The sequence below is a fragment of the Acinetobacter sp. YH12138 genome, from assembly GCF_015218525.1.
Lineage (GTDB): Bacteria > Pseudomonadota > Gammaproteobacteria > Pseudomonadales > Moraxellaceae > Acinetobacter > Acinetobacter amyesii.
On the sequence record NZ_CP048670.1, the window covers coordinates 1756339 to 1778014 of the forward strand.

Below are 21676 nucleotides of genomic sequence, written 5' to 3' on the forward strand. Positions count from 1 at the left end.
CACAATGTTGCAAAAAGTTTTAATTGCAAACCGTGGTGAGATTGCGCTCCGCATCACCCGCGCTTGCAAAACTTTAGGAATTAAAACCGTAGGGATTTATTCCGATGCCGACAAAGACCTAATGCACTTACGCTTCTGTGACGAAGCTGTGTGCATTGGACCAGGTGCCAGCAGCGAAAGTTATCTCAATATCCCTGCCATTATTACAGCGGCTGAAATCACCGGTGCAGATGCCATCCATCCAGGTTATGGTTTCTTATCTGAAAACGCTGAGTTTGCAGAAATTGTAGAAAACTCAGGTTTTATCTTTATCGGTCCGCGTCCTGAACACATTCGCTTAATGGGGAACAAAGTTTCTGCCATTATTGCGATGAAAAAAGCTGGTGTACCAACTGTTCCGGGTTGTGACCATGCTGTAACGATTCACAATGCATTGGCAGAAGCCAAAGAAATTGGCTTCCCATTGATCGTAAAAGCTGCTTCTGGTGGTGGTGGTCGTGGTATGCGTATCGTTGAACGTGTGGACACACTACTCGAATCTGTACAAGCTGCTCAGCGTGATGCGGAAATGTGGTTTGGTGACGATACCGTTTATATGGAACGTTTCCTTCAAAAGCCACGCCATGTCGAAGTGCAAGTTCTTGCAGATGGTAATGGCCATGCGATTCACCTTTATGATCGTGACTGTTCATTGCAACGTCGCCATCAAAAAGTGCTTGAAGAAGCGCCTGCACCAGGCTTACCTGAAGAAGCACGTGCGCATATTCTTGAAGCATGTGTAAATGCTTGTAAATTGATGCAATACCGTGGTGCTGGTACATTCGAGTTCTTATTTGAAGAAGGTGAATTCTTCTTTATTGAAATGAATACTCGTGTACAAGTAGAACATCCTGTTACTGAGCAAGTAACTGGTGTGGATATTATCGAGCAACAATTACGCATTGCTGCTGGCTTAGGTTTGGATCTTCAACAAGAAGATATTCAACTTAAAGGTCATGCGATTGAATGTCGTATTAATGCAGAAGATCCATCTACATTTATGCCTTCACCGGGCAAAATCGATCATTTCTATGCACCGGGCGGCGCAGGTATCCGACTAGATTCTCATATCTATCAAGGATATAGCATCCCACCATACTATGATTCAATGATTGCAAAACTCATTGCGCATGGTAAAGATCGTGAAACCTCTATTGCGCGCATGAAACAAGCTCTAGAAGAGATTATCTTAACTGGCGTGAAAACCAATATTCCGCTACATAAAGATTTGATTCTTCAAGATAAAAATTTCTGCGAACAAGCAATGGATATTCACTATCTTGAAAAACATCTATTAAAGAAAGTCGAAGGACATGAAGAGAAATAAAACTTCAGCGTCAAAAAAACCACTCAAATGAGTGGTTTTTTATTTTCATAAGAAAGATCTATAGTCATGCTTAAGGCAAAACTCGACGCAATGTCGCAAAACACTGCTGAGCCTGATCATTGGCACAGAAATTAATAACCGATGGACTTTTCCACTTTACAAAGTACTGTGAAATTTCGCCGGTTTGATCTTGAATATTGCCCGAACAATCCATCTGATTATTGTCATATTTCACTTGTAAAATCAGTGCTGGAATTTGCACATTCGGATCTTGCGCAGGTTGATAGTCATATACCCCAGATGACCACTCTTCACCGCTTTTGATCACAACATCATTATTGCTCTTAAAATTATAATATTCAACGCACTTTTTATTGGTCGGAATTTCCATACCCCATAAGCCGACCAATTCAGAACGTGTTGTCACCCTAAAGCTATTCACCGCTTCAACTTGATTTTTAGCCTCTGAATTTTGAGTTGTATTCTTATTATCTGCCGCCATCACCAACGATGAACTCAACATGAGTAAAACTGTAAGATATGCTATTTTCATACATTTAATCAGTCATATAAATCATGCTCTTAAAGTAACACATTTTTTTACAAATCCGCGGTTTATCACATTTTCATAACAATCATTTTTCCTATTTATCCAAAAAATCAATCTCGGTTAACGAAACTACAAATCAGCTAAATGCCAAACAAATCACACTATTTACAATAAAATAATATAAAATCTTTTTTATCGTTTAATATACGAAAAAAACGAATTCTCCCATATTTAACCTAGGCTTACATAAGCTAATGAAACTGCATTCGAATAGTCTTGCTCCGCTTAATGCACGCCACAGCATGGCTTTTGTAATAGTCGCTGCAGTTATTCTTTGCTGCTGCTTAATCGGTATTTTCACCCGCCCATTAAGCTATTTAGCGATTTTTTGGCCTGCGAATGCAGTATTGTTAGCGTTATTCTTAAGGTTTCCCAAACTCAGTAATCTAGGTGGATGGTTAGGTGCATTTACCGGTTATATGCTCGCAGATTTAGTGACGGGCAATTATTTCCAACTCACTTTATTTCTCACTTTTTCAAATTTAACCAACAGCATTGTATCGCTATTTTTTATGCGATATTTTCAGGTGAACTATCAAAACTATAATAAAGGTTTCACCTTTCTGACCATGATTGTCATCATCGCCTGCGGTGGATGCCTTGCAGGTGCTCTCTTTGCTATTTTCACCGTGCCTTATATTCCCAATACGTTTATGTCGACCGATCGATTGTCGATTGATTTTGGTATGTGGTGGATTACCGAAATATTGAATGCGCTGATTATATTACCGCTTATTCTGTCTTTTCCTAAACTGGCCGATCTTAAACTTTATTTCAAAGATCGACGTCATCAAAGCTTTCAGATCAATAAAATATTTCCGGCAATTGCAGTTGTCTTCTGTGTATTTTTAACAGCCGTTTCTGCAGGTCCAGGGGCAATTCTCTACCCTTTAGCGGCTCTAATTTGGGCAGCATTAACCTATCGCTTATTTACCTTATCCCTAATTAATGCCGTGGTAATTTTAGCGACCTATTACAATTTAAATGCGTTCTACTTACACGATTCTTCATTAGCCTATTTATCGACAGCAATTTCAGTTCGTATTGGCCTAGCCATGCTGATTCTCTCGCCTTTGATTCTTTGTATTATTAGCCGAAATCGGCACGAACTATATAAAGAGGTTTTATACCTTGCAAATCATGATAGTTTAACGCATGCGATGAATCGTCGATATTTTTTCGAGCAAGGTGAGCTTTACCTACAAAACCAAATTCAGCTTAACTTTTCCATTATCATGATAGATATTGATCATTTTAAAAAATTGAATGATCAATATGGGCATTATGTCGGTGACCAAGTTTTACAAGAATTTTCGAGCGTTGTGCGTAAGAATTTACGTGAAACAGATTTATTTGCACGTATTGGTGGTGAAGAGTTTAGTGTATTACTCACGAACATTGCAGCAGCTGAAGCTCAAGGTATTGCTGAGCGTATCCGAAAAGTCGTTGAAACTACGCCTATTTTCATTGATGAAAAAAATACGATTTATATTACGGTGAGTATAGGTCTGATTCATCAGTCTTTGCCCAATGCTCCAAGTTTGCAAAGTATGATAAATCAAGCCGATCAGGCCTTATATCAAGCCAAAGAGCTCGGCCGTAATCAGGTGATTTTAGTTCATTGAGATTTATCAAAATACTGAATTGTTTCAAGCTGGCTTTTGGATCGTTTTAGGCAAGCCCACGACCAAAAACATGGCGGGTATAACAGCCAATCCCGCGATCATAAAAATGACGGGTCCCGAAAGCATGTCCCAATATCGACCTGCTAAAATACTGCCACTCGCAACACCTAAGCCCCACATGGTACTGTATAGCGCTTGACCACGCCCTTGTTGACTTGCGGTAAAATTTTGAAAAATGATTCGCATAGCGATTAAATGGAATAATCCAAAACTAAAGGCATGAATCGTTTGCGCAGCAAATTGAGTGATAAACACCGTCGGATATAAGCCTACAATCAACCATCGCATCCCTGTTAGCCCCAAACAAATGAGCGCTAAGTTACGCCAAGAATATCGATTAAAAAAGACATTGGCATAGGCAAACATAATGATTTCCGCAATGACTCCGACAGACCATAAAAAACCGATTTGGCTCGTCGAAAAATCAGCCTGCATAAGGTAATTGCTATAAAAACTATAAAACGGTGCATGCGAAAAGAGCAGAAAAAATTCAATGATAAAAAAACTCGCTACAACTGGTCGTTTTAAGATAGGCCAAAGTGGTTCAAGTTTTTTCTGTGAAGATGGTGCAGTAGCAGGCTCTTTAATCGTAAATGACCAAATAAATACGAGAAATGCAATGCATAACAACATGATAGGCAGCATTGAAACAGGTATTATTTCTAGCAAAGCCCCAATTCCAAATACCCCAACAATGAAGCCAACTGATCCCCATTTTCTGACTTTTCCATAAAGTTCTGCACGCCGCTCAGCTAACCAAAATAAAGTTACTCCTTCAAACTGAGCCAATATAGCATTTTGAAAGAAACTAAAAACCAGCATGAGTAATGCAACAGATTGAAAACTGTTGGGAATTATAAAAATCAGAAACCAAATACAGGCTTCCATCCATGTTGCGATTCGAACTAAAAGCATGCGCTTGCCGGATTTATCTGCAATCCAACCCCAAATAAACGGTGCAAAAAAACGTGTGACAATTGCAATCGAAGATAAAATACCTATTTCTTGATAATTAAACCCTTGATCCTCTAGATACAAACTCCAATACGGCATGAATGTACCCACTATTGAATAATAGAAAAAGTAGAATCCACCTAGTTTTGTTTGGATTGGAATTGATTGCATTTGGTTGTATTCACTTGTATTTTCAAACACTTAAAAATTTTAATGGTTGTATAAGATTGCAGTCATTTGGCTATATTTGTAGCTCAACAGTCTACAAATGAGTCTACTAATTGCAAAAAAATATTTTTTTTGATTTTTTGTAGACTGCTTTAAAAACTCATTAATTTTCACTATTTTATCACTGTTTATCGCATAAAAGAAAAACCGCCCGAAGGCGGTTATTTTTGACGATGAAAGTTATAAATCTTTTGGAGTATTTATTTTATTGGCGGGCTAGAGATGGAAATAAACACTCAACAATACGTTGGGTACTCCATAAACCAATTTCTTGATGATGCATATGAGGTGCTAAATACTTTAGAAGTTTGTTAATCTTGTATCCTGTATTCGTACTTCCATCAAATTGTTTCTTAAGCTCAGCCATTTCATGGTTCGCTAAATAACTAAATGAATTGGTCTCTAGGAAGTTTTTTACAAACTCATTATTTACTTGATTTTGTTTCGAATCTACTGATTTACCTGCAATCCAGTCATAAATAAAAGTTTTTTCAACAGCATTAAACACTCCAAACATTTTACCGTCTTCGTTGTGAATCATCTGCCAAAACCTACTCTCTTCAGGTGGTCGATTCAATTTTATCCAGCCCATACGGACAAGTTCAAAAATAAACTCTTCAACACTATCATCTTCAGACAGCCATTCATTCGTCGTTCTATTGTTAAACATGCACTTATTGCTATGCATGTGTTTACCAACGATCGCCTTTTTCTTAAATATTTCTAGCACCATCTTTTCAGTGCTTAAATTTTTAATTATCTGAACTGAACTCATTCCTTTGTTATTTAGGAGATAGCCGATTTTGAGTTTACGAATGAACTCTTCTTTAGATCTGTACCTTGTAGAAAGTTTTTTAATAGCATTGGTTGCAAGCTGCGCATGCCCATTATCAAAATTATCTATCGTGATATGAACATTAAAATAGTGTGCATCAATTCCAAGTTCTTTTAACTCGTAATTGCTTATTAGCAAATGTAAAGGAAGTTGTTCATAGCCTAAATTAAATCCTGCTATCTCTGGTATAAACTCTGAAGGTGCATATGCAAGCGCAAGCTGAATTGCTGCCTGATGGTAATAGGCATCAGATAAATTTAAAGATAGTTGATTCAAACCATGTGCCAGTAGTAGGTTTTCATACATTCTCACGTGATTGGCTTTTTCTGAACCGAGACCAAGTTCCTCTAAATATATCTGAATAAAATCTCTAAATACTGGATCATTCCAATACTGAGTAAAGCTATATAGCCATGAACCATCCACTTTTTTTGTGGGTGCAATCTTGTATAAAAACTCATAAGCTTTACTAACTGATGAAAAATACTCTCTTCCTCCACCTTGCTTTCTTCTATCTAGGTATTCTTTATAATATTCACACTGTGTACGGTTATTATGATGAATCCAATCGATAAGATGATCTATCTCATTTGGCATCTCATCAATGTGTTCGAGAGTTATAATTTCATTCTCTAAAACCTTAAATGCCTTTAATTCTTTGGCAGAATTAGGTATTGAAGCATCTAAGAAGAACTCAACAATTTCGAAATATTTCTGATGATCTTTGGTTATTAAATTTAAGATTCTTTCTTTTACTGCTGTAGGCATTATAATTCTCACGCGGTAAATGATTCTTCTTAACCATAGTTCAGAAAATAAGTAGTATTTGTTAATTTTTTTTAATAAAATTTAACGCAATGTAATATTTTAAAAATTTTAATATATAAAACACACCTTTAGCATAATTTTTAACAAGTTTTTAAAAAAGCAACATTTTTTTGATGTGACTTAATTCACATATTCATATTTAAATATCAATTATGATTCTTTTATAAAATATTCATAGGATAATTTATATGAAATCAATTTTTGACTTTATTTCTAAAAAATCCCTATCAATAACGCTATTTGAAAGTGCGAGTGCTGGATATTTAGCATATAGAATTTCACAGGATAAAAACTCTGGGATACTTCTTGATGGCTCTGTTGTAAGTTATGACTTACTATTCAAGAAGCGTATTTTAAATATAAAACAATCACTTATAAACAAATATACAGCGGAATCCCAAGAGGTCACCACACAAATGATAGTGAATGGTAAAAAACTTTTTAAATCTGATATTTATATTTCTTGCACTGGGCTTTTAAAGCGTGGAGGATCTGAAAACAAATATAAACCAGTAGGTACTTTTTTCTATTGCATCTTCTTTAAAAAAAACTACTATAACTTCAAAATTAAAACTAAAGGAAAACCTAATACAAAATTAAATACTCTATATAAAGCTATTCTAAAATCACTCTCAAAAATATTAAAAAAATATTATTGTTAGCTTCATGTAATTAAAAATTATTTATTTATCCATATAAAACAGCACCGAATACATAATCTTTAAACACAATGAAACCTAATACAGATTATGTAACATCTTAAATATTTAAATTTATAATATTCATGTTACTAATAAATCATCTACTGTAATTGAGTAGATTATCTAATTAATCTTTGAAGGAACAGTATTATGTCTATTTATAACCAAGATCAAGAGAACAACAACACTCAAAAACCGCTGCATCAACAAAATCAGCAGTCTGATCAACAGCGTCAGCAAAATGGTCAGCAACAACAACAGCAACCCCAACACCAACAAAACCAACAGTCTGATCAACAGCGTCAGCAGAATGGTCAGCAACAACAGCAGCAACCCCAACATCAACAAAACCAGCAGTCTGATCAACAACGTCAGCAAAATGGTCAGCAGCAGCAGCAGCAACCCCAACGCCAACAAAATCAGCAATCTGATCAACAGCGTCAGCAGAATGATCAGCAGCGCCAGCAGAATGGTCAGCAACAGCAGCAGCAACCCCAACGCCAACAAAATCAGCAGTCTGATCAACAGCGTCAGCAGAATGATCAGCAAGACAAATAGTCAAAGTAACAACAGTAATTTGTATTTGCAGAAGTAGCCCAGGGATCACTACTTTTGCAATTTATTAAATAATTTATCGGAGTTATTACTATGAACGACCATCAAAATGAACATCCAATACATCATGACTGGCGTACGGATTACTCCAATAGACCGTACTATGGCGATCTTCAACGAGAAGTACCCGATATTGACTATGACCGTGATCTAAGGTCAGCTTATGAGCTTGGTGAGCGCGAACGTCATTTATACGGTGAAAATGCGCGTTTCGAGGATTCTGAGCCGGATTTACAAACCAAATGGGAAGAGTTTAAAGCAGATTCTCGTTTGAAATGGGAACATGCTAAGCATGCGATTAAGGATGCTTGGGATAAAATTTAACCCTGTATGTATGTAAAACTAGAATTAATAAATTGTATCAAATATGGACTTCATAAAAATAATTCTGCATGACACCTCTTTTAACTTTGCATTGGAAATTATTTTCCGATGCATCATTATGTTTATCTTAATTATTATTTTTTTAAGATTTTCAGGTAAAAGAGGTGTTAGGCAACTTTCAGTATTTGAGTTAGCTATTATTTTAAGTTTGGGATCTGCAGCAGGCGACCCCATGTTTAATGATGATATCCCCATCATTCAAGCACTCATTGTATTTGCAGTCATTATTCTTCTCTATAGATTAACTACATACCTCATCATGAAATCAGATTCATTTGAAACCATGTTAGAAGGTAGGCCAATGTATATCGTCAAAGATGGCTTATTGATTGTTGAAGATATCAAACAGGAAAAGTATTCATATGACGAATTTTTTGCTGAGCTAAGGCAAAACAAAATAGAACACTTAGGGCAAGTCAAATCAGCCTTACTTGAAACAGATGGGTGTCTAAGTGTAATCCCTTATGCCAAGGATAATATTAAATGGGGACTACCAATTTTTCCTGATCACTACCAAAAAGCACAGCGTTTTGATTCCAAAAAATACTATTCGTGCATGCTGTGTGGTCAAACACAATTTATTAGTTCTCTAAATGCTCAGTGCCCCCGCTGCAAATGTGACCGCTGGGCTGAATCTGCTTTTTATTGTGAAAGTAGCTCCAATCAACCATCAGATTGAACATAAAATAGACAATTTTTTACTCTAATTTTGCCAAGCATCTTTATTGTCTATATTAGCTTTATGCAATAGCAAAACCTTATCTAGCACATGTACTAAATAACATCAGACAAAGGGATGTAGCTCATGAAAAAATCAAATAATCCTAAAATTGATCAGTTTGAAAAAGAGGCATATGTAGACCCTAATGGTAAAACACTGACCTCATCTTTGGGTGTACCTGTAGCTGACAATCAAAATAGCTTAAAAATAAATCAGACTGGTCCTACTCTGTTAGAAGATTTTCTCTTACGAGATAAGTTAATTCATTTTGACCGTGAACGTATCCCTGAGCGTGTAGTGCATGCTCGTGGTGTTGGAGCGCATGGTTATTTTGAAGCTTATGAAGGCAACGAAAAATGGACTAAGGCTAAATTTTTGACTAATACTCAAAATCCAACACCAATCTTTGTCAGAATTTCTACAGTACAAGGCGGACGCGGCTCAGCTGATGTAGTCCGTGATGTACGCGGATTTTCCATCAAATTTTATACCGAAGATGGAAACTACGATTTAGTCGGTAATAACATTCCTGTATTTTTTATTCAGGACGCAATCAAGTTCCCTGACTTTGTCCACGCTGTAAAGGATAAGGTTGCTTCTATACCGGCCTAATTTAACTATGAATAAAAAAACCGCCTTTCTGGGCGGTTTTTTTATCTATTGGTTCTTGGTTCTAACTAGATTTAAAAAATGTAGATGACGTTCGTATTGATCAATAACATCTTGCAAAATATCTTCTTGCGTCCATTCGATGATGTCATAATTTTGACCACCTTCCCTCAAAAACACTTCAGCTTGATAATCTTGCGTAATTTCTGCTGAATCAGTCATAAAACTTGGTGTATTTTTTTCTTGAACAACCACTTGGTAGATAAAGTTAATCTCATCTTGATGGTTTACACGTAGCTGCAAGCCATCATCTATCGTGTTTACTGTCACATCTAAATGACGACGCTTAAACTCTTTCTGTAGATTTGAAAATGCCTGGCTTACCGTTTTTCAATATAATCTTCAACTTCTTCACGTGTATGCGGATAATGCATAATCAATCCTAAACGTTGCTGCCAACTTCTTGGATTATGAATTGCTCTAGGTGTAATACGCGCATCCTGTAATGCTTGCATCTTGGTTGCATCTAAATGTAGAGCCTTGACTAAGCCCCAGCAAATTAAAAGCATTACGAAGGTGAATGGTAATGCACTCAACATTGTTGCAGATTGCAAAGCTCCTAAACCTCCAGCGAACAACAAAACAATCGCAAGCACTGCCATTATTGTTGTCCAAAACAATCGTTGCCAGGTCGGAGAATTTTCCGATTTTGCTGTTAAATAGTCTGTAACAAGTGCACCAGAGTCAGCTGAAGTCACAAAAAATAGCATAACCAGTATAGTCGCCACAAAACTCATCAAGCCTGAGAATGGCAAGGTCCCTAAATATTCAAATAATGCAACGGATGAATCTCGTTGCACTGCAGAAATCAGCGAGGTGTTCGCTTCGTTTAAAATACTATAGAGTGCAGCATTCCCCATGACTCCCATCCAGATCAGCGTAAAGCCTGTTGGAATAAGTAAAACACCTACAATAAACTCACGAATAGTACGTCCTTCAGACACACGCGCAATAAACATACCTACAAATGGTGACCATGAAATCCACCATGCCCAGTACATAATTGTCCAACCACCGATCCAACCATCAGACTGGTAGGCATATAAATTAAAGGTCATATTGAACAAATTTGAAATGTATTGCCCCGTGTTTTGGATAGTCGTTTGCAATATAAAAATGCTTGAACTAGCAAAAAATACAAATAATAAGAGGGTTAATGCTAAGCCTAAATTGATCTCTGATAATCGTTTAATACCCTTGTCTAAGCCCATAAATACGGACAAAGAGGCCATAGCTGTAACAATGACGATTAGAATTAGTTGCGTCGTCGTTGAATATTCAATCCCGAATAGATAATTCAGGCCGGAGTTAATTTGTGTCACACCAAAACCTAAAGTCGTTGCGACACCAAATACAGTACCGATCGTTGCAAAGGTATCTACACCATCACCAATTGGACCATAGATTTTTTTTCCTATGAGAGGATATAACGCAGAGCGAATTTTTAGAGGTAGATTGTGTCTATAAGCAAAGTAAGCTAACGCCAAGCCAACAATTGTGTAGATTGCCCAAGCATGAAGTCCCCAATGGAAGAATGTTACACGCATAGCTTGCTGAGCTGATTGGATAGTTTCTGGTTCACCGGTTGGAGGTGATACATAGTGCATCACTGGCTCCGCGACACCGAAGAACATTAAGCCAATACCCATACCAGCAGTAAATAGCATAGCGAACCAGGAGCTATTACTATATTTTGGCTGACTATGATCTAAACCAAGTTTAATTTTACCCATATTTGAACAGGCAATATAAATAAGCACTATTAGAAAAATGGCTACAGATAGCACATAGAACCAACTAAATGAGTTTGTAACCCATTGATTCAGTTGTTTAGTTATTAAATCAAAAGCATTGGGAGCTAAAAATACAATGGCAATAAAAATGCCGATAATAACAACTGTGCTAATAAACACATTTGGATTCACATTGGAATACCATGACGGTTTCAATGAAGACATACCTTCCCTATTCCGTTTTATTTGTAAGACAGATCTAAATTGATCAAAGAGATATCCGCTACTTGCGAAAGAAACAGGCTTGTATTGAAAAGTGCTGGCATTTTCATTTTCGTTTGAAAATTTAAAGCTGACTCGTTCAAAGCCGTTGTTTAGAGTTTGAGCATGTTATCATATTTTTAGATATATAATCCAATATTAAGTAGTAAAGCAAATTAAGAAAACGATCCATAATCATAGTTTTCAATTTTTTTCTTATTTGACGCCCTGTTTATTCTCTACGGAATTGATTTGCTAATGTAGGAAATACTCATCGCTTTGCTGAGATTAAACATTTATTCTTTTCTAGAGTTTATATGATTACGTAAAAATTTTGTTGATCTTATAAAATGAGTATTAAACACACTTAATAAATTTTAAAGCTGAAACAATGATTAAAGATCAAATACTTAATACATAAAAAAACAAAATGAGCTGAAAAGCAATTTATAGTAATTAATTCACTTTCAAATTAAAGCAGGCTTATAACATGAATTCAAAAACCCGTAAGCTCCTTTTAGCTGGTGGTGCAGTACTTATTGCAGGCTCATTGCTCTCAACGGCAAATGCAAATACTACGGAAGTTCAAGCGGTACCAAAAGTAGATTTAAATAAATATCTTGGTACTTGGCATGAGATTGCACGTAAGCCACTTTATTTCCAAAATAAATGTGATTATAACGTCACAGCTAAATATTCTTTAAATGAAAATGGTAACGTCAAAGTTGATAACAGTTGTTATAGCGCAGATGGTAAACTCAACCAATCAATAGGTGAAGCATATGTTCAGAACGCGCCAGCAAACTCGAAACTTAAAGTGAGCTTTTTACCAAAAGCAATTCGTTGGTTGCCAGTAGGCCGTGGCGATTATTGGGTTCTAAAAATTGATGATGACTATCAAACTGCACTAGTTGGGTCACCAAATAAAAAATACCTTTGGGTACTCAGCAGAACTGCTAACCCTGACCAGGCCACAGTTGATGAATACTTAGATTATGCAAAATCCATCGGTTTTGATTTATCAGATCTAATTAAGACTAAACATAAATAAGCTTTAAAAGCCCTCTTATTGAGGGCTTTTTAATTTAATGATCCATTATTTGTATTAAATTTAAAAATAAGTGCTTAGAACAATATATGCTTTCTGCGCTAGGCAAAGGCTCTTTTCCTAAACTGATTACAAATAAATTTATCTTTCTAATAATTGACCAATTTCTAAATTTGAATATCCACGATCTTTGAAAATTAAAACAATTGCTTGCTTATACACATCAGAATCAGAAGATTTATATTTATTAATAAGTTGCAGCTCTGAATTAAGCTGGAGATCATTTTTTATAGTCAATACTTCCGTAGAGACTTTGTTAAAAATCTTTAAGTTAAACATACAGGCACTCGTTATCCGCGTTATAGCGGCCCGACTACAACAAATACCTGCCTTAGCATAGCTAGACACCCTTGGCCGAAAGGATTACAAATTAAGATAATATTTGCAAGTTTTCGTATTTCCAAGAGATAAAAAGTATCCAAAAAAACTATAAAAAGGTCGTAAAACGCCCAAATCAAAACTTATTTCTAAATAATACAATGTAATTTATCTGGCCAAGAACGTAAGAACATAAGACCCTTTGTATCCCTTCTATTTCAATCCCTGATATCAGCGTCTATTTACGATAGGCTGAATGCTCACTCACATTGAAATAGGAAAATATTCTAATGACTACTATTAATGTTGAAAATATTAAGAGCCATGCAGATGTAATTGCTTCATGTGGGACTAAAGTTGGTGAAGTAGACCACTTGCAAGGTTCAGATCAAATTAAACTGACTAAACATGGTGACGGCCATCACCACTTAATTCCAGTTTCATGGGTTGGTGAAATTACAGACAATAAAATTGTACTGACTAAAGACTCTCAAGAAGTTAAAGATACTTGGGTTGAAGCTTAAAACCTCTATTCTATAAAAAAACCCTCTTAGTGAGGGTTTTTTTATATCTGGTGAAATCATTCGAGTAAGTTAGTCTTTATCTAATGTGTGAGGTGTTGTCGTCTCTTCATTTTCATTACTGTCTTTTTGCTGGCAACCTACCAGCCCAATTACTAGTACTACGCTTATAATTGCTAACGCTTTCATACTTAGGCCTATATATTTGCTAAACCTCTACACTAACAAAGTATGACGGTTACTGTGTAAATTTATGAAATATCATTTATGAGATAAATAATAAGAAAGTCTTTAAATAAAGTTTTTCATATATTAATGATTGTCTAGATTATGAAGTTATCCCTACATTCAAATAATTATCTTTCACCCAGGCCAATAATTCTTGTGCTGCTGCAAGACGTATGGCGTCTTCTTCCTCGGCCTGATCAATTAGATCTGAAGGAGGGAATGGTCTAAAGTATTCCAAGTTTAGCTCCTATTATTGAGCGTGACTTAATCCTGCTCTAGCTTCGACGATGATTTTTTGAATTTCTTCCCGTCGTTGTTTCTTCTTTTCATGGTAAATCCACACAGAAGAAATCAACACACTTATAATTAGTCCGCCAATCAGTACTTGTAGTCTTGTAAAGATCATTTTTATTGCTCTTATCATGAAGTTTTCATTTTAATTAAGCATTTAAATATTAAAACTTAATGGCAATTAATGACAAAAACCCGTCAATTATTGACGGGTCAAGACATGACATGTCATTACATGTTTAGTAAATATTTTTTAGAGAATTTGGATATTGCTGGCTTGCTTGCCTTTCTTACCATTCGTAATTTCAAACATTACACGCTGACCTTCCTCTAGTACTTTATAGCCATCGATTCGTACTTCACTATAGTGTGCAAATAATTCTTCACCAGTATCGGAAGCAATAAATCCAAAACCTTTTGTACCGTTGAACCACTTCACTGTACCGTTTGTTAAATTAGACATTCATATTTCCTTTAAGTAATTATAAGTTTAGAAATTGCTGTAAATATTGATTAATTAACAAGCATATTCAATATAACCAATAATCCTTAAATATGAGGATACAACTGTTAGATCTATGTGAATCAAGTTCTTGTTTTATTTTGCAATTACACACAAAAGTGATAAATATCCCTCATATTAAGGTAATAATCAGATATAGATTGTAATATTCGATCATTCACACTTTCCATAAATTGAATGAAAAAAGCCCCACATATACATGTGGGGCTTCACCCAATTCATTTGCGCTGATATGAGCCAGTAAATTATAAAGCACTTTAATCAAAATATGTATTCAAAATATATCTTTAAAGCTAATTAATATAAACTATCGATTCAACTGCGTGTATGCCCATTTTAAAAATTTATCTTTATCATGAAAGTTTGGTACATTGATTAAGTGAATAAAACTCACTGCTCCAAATTTACCCGCAATCTTTTTAGGATCAACAATTTCAAAATCATTGTCATTACCTAAATTAAGTTCTTTGAAAAACTCCAGAACCTTGTTATGCAAACCTTGCTGTGAATGTTCAGTTCGCTCTATCAGAAAATCATAAATCTGGCTTAAAACATGTAATTCAAAATTTTTATTCATGACTTTCTTCTCATAATTGTTAAGGTTGGAATCCCAAACTAACGGTTATTATGAGAAAATTAAAGTAATCTAGCATCCTGAAACAATATGCTTTGAAATATCTAATTTAAGATAACTCATGTTTTTTTTAAGCTTTTAGTCAGGCCTTTGCCCGCCCCATATTGATATCTGCAAGTTCAAATCTGTGAAATCGATACCCCAATTCTTCAGCATGGTCATAACGATCCATACTCCAAGCCTTTGTTGCTAGTTTACCCTTGCGACCTCCAGACCATGGACCAGTTGCTATTTCAATTAGCATGCGATGTTCGATGAGGTGTAAATCAAAACGCCAATGTTTGGTACTTTTGAAATGAAAGTACTCCTCATACTTCATTTCCATCCGGTCTAATATTTCTTTTAACCTCTCGAATGCTTCTAAGTATTTTTCACTGGCTTTAGGTAAAGGCCTGGTGCGTGGTTTCTTTTTGGGACGTATCTTTTTGGTTAGCGCTTTATATACATCAGGCTCCATATTTCACCCAATAAAAAACCTCCCGGAGGAGGTTAATTTAATTGCATGTAAAAATTAAAATAACTTAAATATTTTTCCAGTTTTATCACTGTAGAAATGCATATCAAAGCTAGGCTTAATTATTTCATCATCTATATTTAGATAACGGACGCAATCCCCAAAACTATTTGGCTCATCAGATGACTTTTCGCACATAGCTTCTAGTGTATAGACAGCGCCATGTTGATCAACCACATCTAACATTACTTTGTTTAGTAAAGTATCCATGTATTAGCCATCAATCCCAACGATTTCACTCGCTTGGAAACCACGTTGACCTTTTGATACGCTAAATTGTACACGCTGACCTTCAGCAAGTGATTTGAAACCACCTGAAATGATTTGAGAAAAATGAGCAAAGACCTCTTCGCCATTATCAGCCGCGATGAAACCGAAGCCTTTAGTATCGTTAAACCACTTAACAGTGCCTGTAGTTAAATTTGACATAATAATTTCCTTTAATAATATTTAATTTAGAGTTCTTCAAAAATTAAGAAAATAAATAGTTAATCTATAAATAATTTAATTAAAAAATTTAGCTCTAAACTGTTTAGGTTTGAGAGTGAATGTTTAAAAATACAATTTATATAGTTTATTTAGTTCAGTATAAAAAGATTTACCATCAATATTTAAAGTTAACTTTTGTCCTGATTCCAAGACAACTTGTTTAGCAACTTCAACTAAGGTTTTACCATTCAAATTGCTTTGAATTTTTTTTAACGGAATAATATTCACACGAATTTCATCGCCGTTAGTTGCTGAAGCAGTAGTCCAGCCGTTAGATATGTTCATTTATTGACTCATATAATGAGCTTTTGTAAACAGAATAGTATTAAAAATAAAACCAACTTTAATTTTGGAGATTGTTCACTTAAGAAAAATTTAAACTTATGATATTTACAGTAGCTGTGAAATTTAAGAAAAGATATAAAAATTAAATCATTATCTTAAAAATATGATTTAAGGAAAACCCACGGATAGCTGCAGGCTTCCCTTGATCGGCATGATGCGAATTCATGCTATGCGTTAACTGTTTGAATTTGACGCTTGAACATCAGAATGGAGGGAATACGCAATTCCGTTAACAACTCAAACACTACCGTTCCGCTTACGGATTCGATCAAACACACTATATCAAATATTTTAATATATACCTAATGTTATTTCAATTTTATTTATATTTCATAACTTATAAATTAACTTTTTTGTTAGCTAGGCATATTCGGGGCATTAGGATTACAACACTTCATACTAATTTCTAAGTCTAGGTTCGCCTGTGCTTTGTCTGTCACATAGTCACCAAAAAAATCCCGCTACTTCCTAGCGGGATTTTCTGAAACTTTAAATTATTTTGAGCCGTTATTTCTTTACTTTTAAACAACTCTGACAAAAAAATTAAATTTCCATCAAAGCACTTTCGTGTAACCATCTCACCATGAATACCAACCAAGCATTTTATAAGTTGTAACATTTTAAGGGTCCCTGATATATTAAATTAATTATTTAAATTTAAGAGCTTAAATATTATTTAACCAGTCGTTCCATTTCACTTAACCTTATTTCCGTGTTCTGTCTATGAACCACAAAACAGACAACGATTAAACTACATAGAAATATTGTAATAAGTATTTTGAAGCTTTTACGCATATGGAGAAACCTCAAAAATTTTTTACGGCCAAACTATCGTGTATATTAACTGCGTTTAGCACCCCAACACAGTTGCCTTACATAACTGTGATATTGCTAGCTTGTCGGCCTTTTTTCCTTGAGTAATTTCAAATTGTACACGCTGGCCTTCTTTCAGTACTTTATATCCACTCATATTTATTTTACTGTAGTGTGCAAATAAATCTTCACCACTATCAGATTGTATAAATCCAAATCCCTTACCTTCATTGAACCATTTCACTATACCGCTGGTATTGTTAGTCATTTTTTATTCCTAATGTTTGAGTTTGTTATTTCATACTCTTTAGTAATACTTAGTAAGTTATTTAGTTAGTTTAGTTGCTCATAAGCCCATTTTAAGAACTTATCCTTTTCTCGAAATAAGGGTACTAATCTAAGATTGATTTTAGATATACTCCCAAATTTTCCATAAAGGATATTTGGCTCCGTTTGTATGACGTCCGATTGATCTCCTTGAGAAAGTTCTTTGAAAAACTCCATAGCTTGGTTATAGGGTGTTAATTTTTCGAATCCTTCCCGTTCGACTATAAAATCATAGATCTGCCTTAAAACATGATGATCATATAGATTGGGCATTTTGATTGCTCGATTTAGAATTGTTGTTCTATAAATCTAACTAAATTGTATAAATTTAAAAAGTGCGAAATAGAAAAAAAATAAAAAATTAATGTAAATTAAAGATATTAATTTTATCCATTTTAAATATCTAGCTAAACCATTGTTAAGTTTAATTAAAATACACAACCTAAAAGTCTTAAAAGTTATTTTTTTACAATTTAAAAAATTAAAGTTTTTATATCGTTAAAGGCTTTGTTGCACAAACCTACCGGTAAGGTCTTATTCCACAATATAATTCCTAGATGAACAAACCTACGTCCAAAATCTTTCGTACGTGGCGCTTCTTCTTTCATAAAATCTTGCATAGAAAAACCTTGCTATCGTTTTGGCTTTACCCATACACAAATGAATTAAAACCATTAGCTCTATTTTAAATTTATTCAAAAATTTATATCAATATTTTTGATAAAAAATTTAATTATGTAGTTTTACTTACTAAGCTTTTTATTTAAAGCCAAAGATGTTGGTAACCAACTTAGATCATTTTGGATTAATAAAATAGAAATACACAACTAAGCATACTAGCGAAATCGTTGAAATTAAAAGATAAGTGCCCGTTGTATTAAAGCTTTTTAGAAATTTAAATAAGTCCATCATTTCTTCCCCCTATGAAAAAACAGATAAATTATACTAAATAATATCTGGGGGATTAAATAGCTGTTAGTCGAATAGCGAAGACGACACGATCAAGTGGTCATTAAAAATACATATCTCCTTTAAATCTAGATTTATATATAAATTTGAGTCTGTCAAATACAAAAAAACAGCTCCCAACTCAATGAGAACTGTATTTTTAATACTACAAATTGATCGAAATTAAACGGCAAGTACTTTCACAATAATGGTTTGCATGTCTTCATTTTCTTCCGCCAAATAAACTCGCTTTAACTCTTTGCTTTTCACTTTGAATTGATGATTTTGATACTGAATTACAGCCGGAATTTGATCAAAATACAGGCTATCTGCGTCTAATTCTTCTTGAAAAAGTGGCGTGCCCAATTGATAGTCTAGGCTTTTTAATACTACATATTTAACAGTCGTTTTCATTGAAATAAACCTACTTTTGTTACGCTCTTTATTTTAAGTTTTAACATCGTTTTCCTTCCGAAGAAACCTTTATTTCATATTTTCGTACAGCTTCTAAACAATCACGCTATTTTCGTGAATTCCACAACACACACAGTACCAACTTAGACTTTTAGTGAAATTACAGGCGAGCGAAATCAATGCTAAAATTTTAAGAATACTAATGATCATTCACCATTCTACTTTGGGGTAAGCACATGCTTAAACAGTGTTGCGATGCTTTAGAACAAAAATCCATGACTATCGCGTTTATCGAGAGTGCAAGCTCTGGTTATTTATGTAGTCAATTTTCAATTTATAAGAATAGTGGTGCAGATATCTTATTAGGTGGACTAGTGAGCTATGATCCATCAATCAAGCGTGAAATTTTAAAAGTAGATCCTCTACTAATAGAAAAATTTACGGCCGAATCCGCAGAAGTGACTCAAGCGATGGCTGAGCAAGGACAACAACTATTTTTACATGCGGACTTTGTGGTGGCCTGCACTGGATTACTCAAACCTGGTGGCAGTGCAACCGTAGAAAAACCCGAAGGTACATTTTATATTTCAATCTTACATGACGGTCGTATCTATAATTATCACTATTTTATTTTAGGTACGGCTTTAGAACGCCTAGATCAGTTAACTGAAAATGTTGCTCACAGTGTATTAGACATCTTAAATGCAGAATAAAACATACATAATCTTCATATTTAAATATCATTTTGCATCGCATACTGTATTAAGGAATTTACTTATCAGGACAAGAAAATGCAGCTACGTCATTTCAATGCATTCGCAATTAGCACCCTACTGTCCTGCTCTGCTTTCGCGACGGTAGGCGGCCCTCAAACCATTGAGGTTTTAGGTTTTGATAAAAAAGATCAAAAAATCTATTTAATGCGTCATTTTGAAGATGGTCGTGGTCGTTTACCACAATTATATTATTATCAATTAAATAGCCAAAAGCCGACGCAATTAATTACAGTGAAGTCTTTGTATATTAATCCAAAGACAAAACGGATTGATTACGATCAAGACAGCACCCAGTTTGATAAAGAAATCGCGAAAATAAAAAAACGTTTAGTCAAGTTAACACCTGTAAATAACAATAATGCTCGAATACAGGTATTAACAACCATGAATGGCACTGCAAAATCATGGTATGACCCCACTGAAACCATTGATAAATGGACCTATCAATATCGTGTTAAAAATTCGCAGTATAAAAGCGCTGTACAAAAGGCTGAGACCTATAAAGAAGGTTTAAAAATCTCTAAAACTTATCGTGTAGTGCAAAAGCCTTTTTATTTAGTAACTGTTAAATATCTAGGGATTCCATTTGAAACAGGATATAGCGTTGAAGATCCAGTTTTACTATCCAAATAGATTGTTAAATTAAATAACAAATAATAAAAAAGCCTCTTTTGAGGCTTTTTTATTACACTTAAAATTATGCTGCAGAACGCTCTGCAATTGGCACAACTTTACGTAATTCCGGACCTGTATAGTCCGCACTTGGGCGAATAATACGATTGTCCGCACGTTGTTCCATCACGTGTGCTGCCCAACCCGTTACACGGCTCATCACGAAAATTGGCGTAAACAGTTTAGTTGCAATATCCATGAAATGATATGCAGATGCATGGAAGAAATCAGCATTACAGAATAATTTCTTCTCACGCCACATCACTTCTTCACAGCGCACTGATACAGGATAAAGTACAGTATCACCGACATCTTTTGCTAGGCGTTCAGACCATTTCTTGATAATGCCATTACGTGGATCGTTATCTTTGTAAATCGCATGACCAAAGCCCATGATCTTTTCTTTACGCTCAAGTTTGCCCAACATTTCACGCTCAGCTTCTTCTGGAGACGTCCAGTTTTCAATCATTTCCATTGCAGCTTCGTTTGCACCGCCATGTAATGGACCACGAAGTGAACCAATTGCACCTGTAATACAAGAATGCATATCAGACAATGTTGATGCACATACACGCGCTGTGAATGTAGAGGCATTAAATTCATGCTCTGCATATAGAATCAGTGACACGTTCATCACTTGCTCATGCAATTCATTTGGTTTTTCACCACGCAGTAAATGTAGGAATTGTGCGCCGATTGAATCATCATCAGTGTTTTCTTCTACACGTACGCCATCATGGCTGAAACGGTACCAATAGCAGATGATTGCCGGTAGTGTTGCCAAAATACGGTCTGCAACATCTTGTTGCTCTTCAAACGATTTTTCAGTTTCTAAATTTCCAAGCATTGAAACGCCTGTACGCATCACATCCATTGGGTGCGAGTCAGCAGGAATGCGTTCTAACACCTCTTTCAACGCCTGCGGTAATTGACGCAATGATTTGAGTTTGGCTTTGTATGCTGCAAGCTGTTCTGTTGTTGGTAATTCACCAAAGAAAATCAGGTACGCGACTTCTTCAAACTGACAGTTTTCTGCCAAGTCTTGAACGTCATAACCACGATAGGTTAAGCCCGCACCACTTTTGCCTACAGTTGACAATGCAGTTTTACCAGCTACTTGTCCGCGCAGTCCTGCGCCCGTGAGTACTTTTCCTTCAGCCATTTT

The 21676-nt window shown here is 35.2% G+C and carries 22 protein-coding genes and 4 pseudogenes; 11 read left to right on the forward strand and 15 right to left on the reverse strand.

Annotated elements, in window-relative coordinates; translation table 11 throughout:
- The first annotated feature begins 4 nt into the window (after positions 1–4).
- Positions 5–1366, forward strand: coding sequence for an acetyl-CoA carboxylase biotin carboxylase subunit (gene accC, locus G0029_RS08500; RefSeq protein WP_180005521.1), 1362 nt, complete (start codon positions 5–7; stop codon positions 1364–1366).
- 70 nt (positions 1367–1436) lie between these two features.
- Here accC and G0029_RS08505 read toward each other — a convergent pair whose 3' ends face one another.
- Complete coding sequence (locus tag G0029_RS08505; RefSeq protein WP_078190792.1) at positions 1437–1919, reverse strand: hypothetical protein; 483 nt, start codon at positions 1917–1919, stop codon at positions 1437–1439.
- 251 nt (positions 1920–2170) lie between these two features.
- Between G0029_RS08505 and G0029_RS08510 the strand changes: the two genes are divergently transcribed.
- Positions 2171–3601 (forward strand): GGDEF domain-containing protein, encoded by a 1431-nt coding sequence (locus tag G0029_RS08510; RefSeq protein WP_180107939.1) that lies wholly within the window; start codon positions 2171–2173, stop codon positions 3599–3601.
- Between the two features lie 24 nt (positions 3602–3625).
- Here the strand turns inward: G0029_RS08510 and G0029_RS08515 are convergent, their stop codons facing one another.
- Entirely contained in the window at positions 3626–4786 is a 1161-nt protein-coding gene (locus tag G0029_RS08515; protein ID WP_180107940.1) for an MFS transporter, read from the reverse strand.
- Positions 4787–5048: 262 nt separating this feature from the next.
- On the reverse strand, positions 5049–6446 hold the full coding sequence (locus G0029_RS08520; RefSeq protein ID WP_180106432.1) for an iron-containing redox enzyme family protein: 1398 nt from the start codon (positions 6444–6446) through the stop codon (positions 5049–5051).
- Between the two features lie 248 nt (positions 6447–6694).
- Between G0029_RS08520 and G0029_RS08525 the strand changes: the two genes are divergently transcribed.
- From G0029_RS08525 to G0029_RS08545, 5 genes and pseudogenes are all read left to right on the forward strand, one after another.
- Positions 6695–7168 carry a CinA family protein gene (locus G0029_RS08525; protein WP_180106434.1) on the forward strand — a complete coding sequence of 158 codons (474 nt, stop codon included), beginning with the start codon at positions 6695–6697 and terminating at the stop codon, positions 7166–7168.
- Positions 7169–7357: 189 nt separating this feature from the next.
- Complete coding sequence (locus tag G0029_RS08530) at positions 7358–7765, forward strand: hypothetical protein (RefSeq protein WP_180109706.1); 408 nt, start codon at positions 7358–7360, stop codon at positions 7763–7765.
- 84 nt (positions 7766–7849) lie between these two features.
- A complete protein-coding gene (locus G0029_RS08535) occupies positions 7850–8146 on the forward strand; it encodes a hypothetical protein (RefSeq protein WP_078193446.1) in 297 nt (98 codons plus the stop codon).
- A gap of 43 nt (positions 8147–8189) precedes the next feature.
- Complete coding sequence (locus G0029_RS08540) at positions 8190–8885, forward strand: DUF421 domain-containing protein (protein ID WP_078193447.1); 696 nt, start codon at positions 8190–8192, stop codon at positions 8883–8885.
- Positions 8886–9011: 126 nt separating this feature from the next.
- Positions 9012–9512: pseudogene (locus G0029_RS08545) on the forward strand (catalase); the annotation flags it as partial.
- Between the two features lie 72 nt (positions 9513–9584).
- On the opposite strand, the pseudogene G0029_RS08550 reads toward G0029_RS08545, so the two are convergent.
- A pseudogene (locus G0029_RS08550) lies at positions 9585–11554 on the reverse strand (BCCT family transporter).
- A 526-nt stretch (positions 11555–12080) separates the two neighbouring features.
- Here G0029_RS08550 and G0029_RS08555 point away from each other — a divergent pair.
- Positions 12081–12641 (forward strand): lipocalin family protein, encoded by a 561-nt coding sequence (locus G0029_RS08555; protein WP_111883684.1) that lies wholly within the window; start codon positions 12081–12083, stop codon positions 12639–12641.
- A gap of 138 nt (positions 12642–12779) precedes the next feature.
- Here the strand turns inward: G0029_RS08555 and G0029_RS08560 are convergent, their stop codons facing one another.
- The gene (locus G0029_RS08560) at positions 12780–12977 is read right to left on the reverse strand and encodes a hypothetical protein (RefSeq protein WP_111883685.1); all 198 of its coding nucleotides are present in this window, start codon (positions 12975–12977) and stop codon (positions 12780–12782) included.
- 329 nt (positions 12978–13306) lie between these two features.
- On the opposite strand from G0029_RS08560, the gene G0029_RS08565 reads away from it, so the two are divergent.
- Complete coding sequence (locus G0029_RS08565; protein ID WP_078190806.1) at positions 13307–13540, forward strand: DUF2171 domain-containing protein; 234 nt, start codon at positions 13307–13309, stop codon at positions 13538–13540.
- Positions 13541–14309: 769 nt separating this feature from the next.
- Here G0029_RS08565 and G0029_RS08570 read toward each other — a convergent pair.
- From G0029_RS08570 to G0029_RS08610, 9 genes and pseudogenes are all read right to left on the reverse strand, one after another.
- Entirely contained in the window at positions 14310–14519 is a 210-nt protein-coding gene (locus G0029_RS08570; protein ID WP_111883687.1) for a cold-shock protein, read from the reverse strand.
- Positions 14520–14886: 367 nt separating this feature from the next.
- Entirely contained in the window at positions 14887–15156 is a 270-nt protein-coding gene (locus tag G0029_RS08575) for a hypothetical protein (RefSeq protein ID WP_078193453.1), read from the reverse strand.
- Positions 15157–15325: 169 nt separating this feature from the next.
- Positions 15326–15670 (reverse strand): annotated as a pseudogene (locus G0029_RS08580) (hypothetical protein); the annotation flags it as partial.
- Between the two features lie 54 nt (positions 15671–15724).
- Positions 15725–15937, reverse strand: a complete 213-nt coding sequence (locus G0029_RS08585) for a hypothetical protein (protein ID WP_180102256.1) — start codon at positions 15935–15937, stop codon at positions 15725–15727.
- Between the two features lie 3 nt (positions 15938–15940).
- On the reverse strand, positions 15941–16156 hold the full coding sequence (locus tag G0029_RS08590; protein WP_067766972.1) for a cold-shock protein: 216 nt from the start codon (positions 16154–16156) through the stop codon (positions 15941–15943).
- A gap of 123 nt (positions 16157–16279) precedes the next feature.
- Complete coding sequence (locus tag G0029_RS08595; RefSeq protein ID WP_067766975.1) at positions 16280–16501, reverse strand: transposase; 222 nt, start codon at positions 16499–16501, stop codon at positions 16280–16282.
- 932 nt (positions 16502–17433) lie between these two features.
- Positions 17434–17642 (reverse strand): annotated as a pseudogene (locus G0029_RS08600) (cold-shock protein).
- Between the two features lie 532 nt (positions 17643–18174).
- On the reverse strand, positions 18175–18321 hold the full coding sequence (locus tag G0029_RS08605) for a hypothetical protein (protein ID WP_180106442.1): 147 nt from the start codon (positions 18319–18321) through the stop codon (positions 18175–18177).
- 511 nt (positions 18322–18832) lie between these two features.
- Positions 18833–19063: a hypothetical protein gene (locus G0029_RS08610; protein ID WP_078190858.1), complete on the reverse strand. Its 231-nt coding sequence runs from the start codon at positions 19061–19063 to the stop codon at positions 18833–18835.
- A 236-nt stretch (positions 19064–19299) separates the two neighbouring features.
- On the opposite strand from G0029_RS08610, the gene G0029_RS08615 reads away from it, so the two are divergent.
- Positions 19300–19776 carry a CinA family protein gene (locus G0029_RS08615; protein WP_168379808.1) on the forward strand — a complete coding sequence of 159 codons (477 nt, stop codon included), beginning with the start codon at positions 19300–19302 and terminating at the stop codon, positions 19774–19776.
- Positions 19777–19854: 78 nt separating this feature from the next.
- Entirely contained in the window at positions 19855–20472 is a 618-nt protein-coding gene (locus tag G0029_RS08620) for an aminotransferase (protein ID WP_180106444.1), read from the forward strand.
- A 64-nt stretch (positions 20473–20536) separates the two neighbouring features.
- Here the strand turns inward: G0029_RS08620 and prpC are convergent, their stop codons facing one another.
- Positions 20537–21673 (reverse strand): 2-methylcitrate synthase, encoded by a 1137-nt coding sequence (prpC, locus tag G0029_RS08625; protein ID WP_111883699.1) that lies wholly within the window; start codon positions 21671–21673, stop codon positions 20537–20539.
- Positions 21674–21676: the final 3 nt, after the last annotated feature.

Bases quoted from the DNA above. Each gene is read 5' to 3' on its own strand.
- accC (WP_180005521.1), top strand. From the start codon at position 5: ATGTTGCAAAAAGTTTTAATTGCAAACCGTGGTGAGATTGCGCTCCGC.
- G0029_RS08505 (WP_078190792.1), bottom strand. From the start codon at position 1,919: ATGAAAATAGCATATCTTACAGTTTTACTCATGTTGAGTTCATCGTTG.
- G0029_RS08510 (WP_180107939.1), top strand. From the start codon at position 2,171: ATGAAACTGCATTCGAATAGTCTTGCTCCGCTTAATGCACGCCACAGC.
- G0029_RS08515 (WP_180107940.1), bottom strand. From the start codon at position 4,786: ATGCAATCAATTCCAATCCAAACAAAACTAGGTGGATTCTACTTTTTC.
- G0029_RS08520 (WP_180106432.1), bottom strand. From the start codon at position 6,446: ATGCCTACAGCAGTAAAAGAAAGAATCTTAAATTTAATAACCAAAGAT.
- G0029_RS08525 (WP_180106434.1), top strand. From the start codon at position 6,695: ATGAAATCAATTTTTGACTTTATTTCTAAAAAATCCCTATCAATAACG.
- G0029_RS08530 (WP_180109706.1), top strand. From the start codon at position 7,358: ATGTCTATTTATAACCAAGATCAAGAGAACAACAACACTCAAAAACCG.
- G0029_RS08540 (WP_078193447.1), top strand. From the start codon at position 8,190: ATGGACTTCATAAAAATAATTCTGCATGACACCTCTTTTAACTTTGCA.
- G0029_RS08555 (WP_111883684.1), top strand. From the start codon at position 12,081: ATGAATTCAAAAACCCGTAAGCTCCTTTTAGCTGGTGGTGCAGTACTT.
- G0029_RS08560 (WP_111883685.1), bottom strand. From the start codon at position 12,977: ATGTTTAACTTAAAGATTTTTAACAAAGTCTCTACGGAAGTATTGACT.
- G0029_RS08565 (WP_078190806.1), top strand. From the start codon at position 13,307: ATGACTACTATTAATGTTGAAAATATTAAGAGCCATGCAGATGTAATT.
- G0029_RS08570 (WP_111883687.1), bottom strand. From the start codon at position 14,519: ATGTCTAATTTAACAAACGGTACAGTGAAGTGGTTCAACGGTACAAAA.
- G0029_RS08575 (WP_078193453.1), bottom strand. From the start codon at position 15,156: ATGAATAAAAATTTTGAATTACATGTTTTAAGCCAGATTTATGATTTT.
- G0029_RS08585 (WP_180102256.1), bottom strand. From the start codon at position 15,937: ATGGATACTTTACTAAACAAAGTAATGTTAGATGTGGTTGATCAACAT.
- G0029_RS08590 (WP_067766972.1), bottom strand. From the start codon at position 16,156: ATGTCAAATTTAACTACAGGCACTGTTAAGTGGTTTAACGATACTAAA.
- G0029_RS08595 (WP_067766975.1), bottom strand. From the start codon at position 16,501: ATGAACATATCTAACGGCTGGACTACTGCTTCAGCAACTAACGGCGAT.
- G0029_RS08605 (WP_180106442.1), bottom strand. From the start codon at position 18,321: ATGCAAGATTTTATGAAAGAAGAAGCGCCACGTACGAAAGATTTTGGA.
- G0029_RS08610 (WP_078190858.1), bottom strand. From the start codon at position 19,063: ATGAAAACGACTGTTAAATATGTAGTATTAAAAAGCCTAGACTATCAA.
- G0029_RS08615 (WP_168379808.1), top strand. From the start codon at position 19,300: ATGCTTAAACAGTGTTGCGATGCTTTAGAACAAAAATCCATGACTATC.
- G0029_RS08620 (WP_180106444.1), top strand. From the start codon at position 19,855: ATGCAGCTACGTCATTTCAATGCATTCGCAATTAGCACCCTACTGTCC.
- prpC (WP_111883699.1), bottom strand. From the start codon at position 21,673: ATGGCTGAAGGAAAAGTACTCACGGGCGCAGGACTGCGCGGACAAGTA.